The 484-nt window shown below is 61.4% G+C and carries 1 pseudogene; it reads left to right on the top strand.

From position 1 onward, the window contains the following. Nucleotides 1–484 (top strand): annotated as a pseudogene (locus UCMB321_RS31125) (hypothetical protein); the annotation flags it as partial.

Raw genomic sequence — 484 nt, 5'->3', positions numbered from 1 at the left:
CTCTTGAATGCCATCGTCAGTCTCTCCCAGCTGGAGAACTATCGCTGGGACGAGAAGGTGGGGCTGTTCTTCAGCAACCTGTTCGGCGCTTCGGCGCTGCCGGGAATTCTGACCCAGCAGCAGATGCGCCAGGCGGCGGATCAACTGTTCACGGGCTTGCGGGAAGAGGGTATCGATCTGTTGCTGACGCCGATGATCAATGACGCAGACGATCACGATCAGACCAACCCGCTCAAGGACATCGGGATGGTGAGTCAGGACACCAGCGTTCGCCAGCAACCCAGGGGGTATACGTTGTCGCCACTGGGTCTGATCCCGGATGACTTGACGTCCTGGGCGGATGCCAAGGACAAGGAAAAGACCGAGCAGGTCCACAAGGGCTGGTACCTGCGGCGCCAGGAGTCTCGCCGGGGGCAGGAGCGCAAGCTGATGGTGACGATGCCCTCGACGCCGAGCACGCGGCTGGAGGTGCTGGATTTTGGCC

The organism is Pseudomonas batumici (assembly GCF_000820515.1).
Classification (GTDB): Bacteria; Pseudomonadota; Gammaproteobacteria; order Pseudomonadales; family Pseudomonadaceae; genus Aquipseudomonas; species Aquipseudomonas batumici.
The sequence above is the reverse complement of the archived record's forward strand: the minus strand, read 5'-3'. Positions and strand labels throughout refer to the sequence as shown.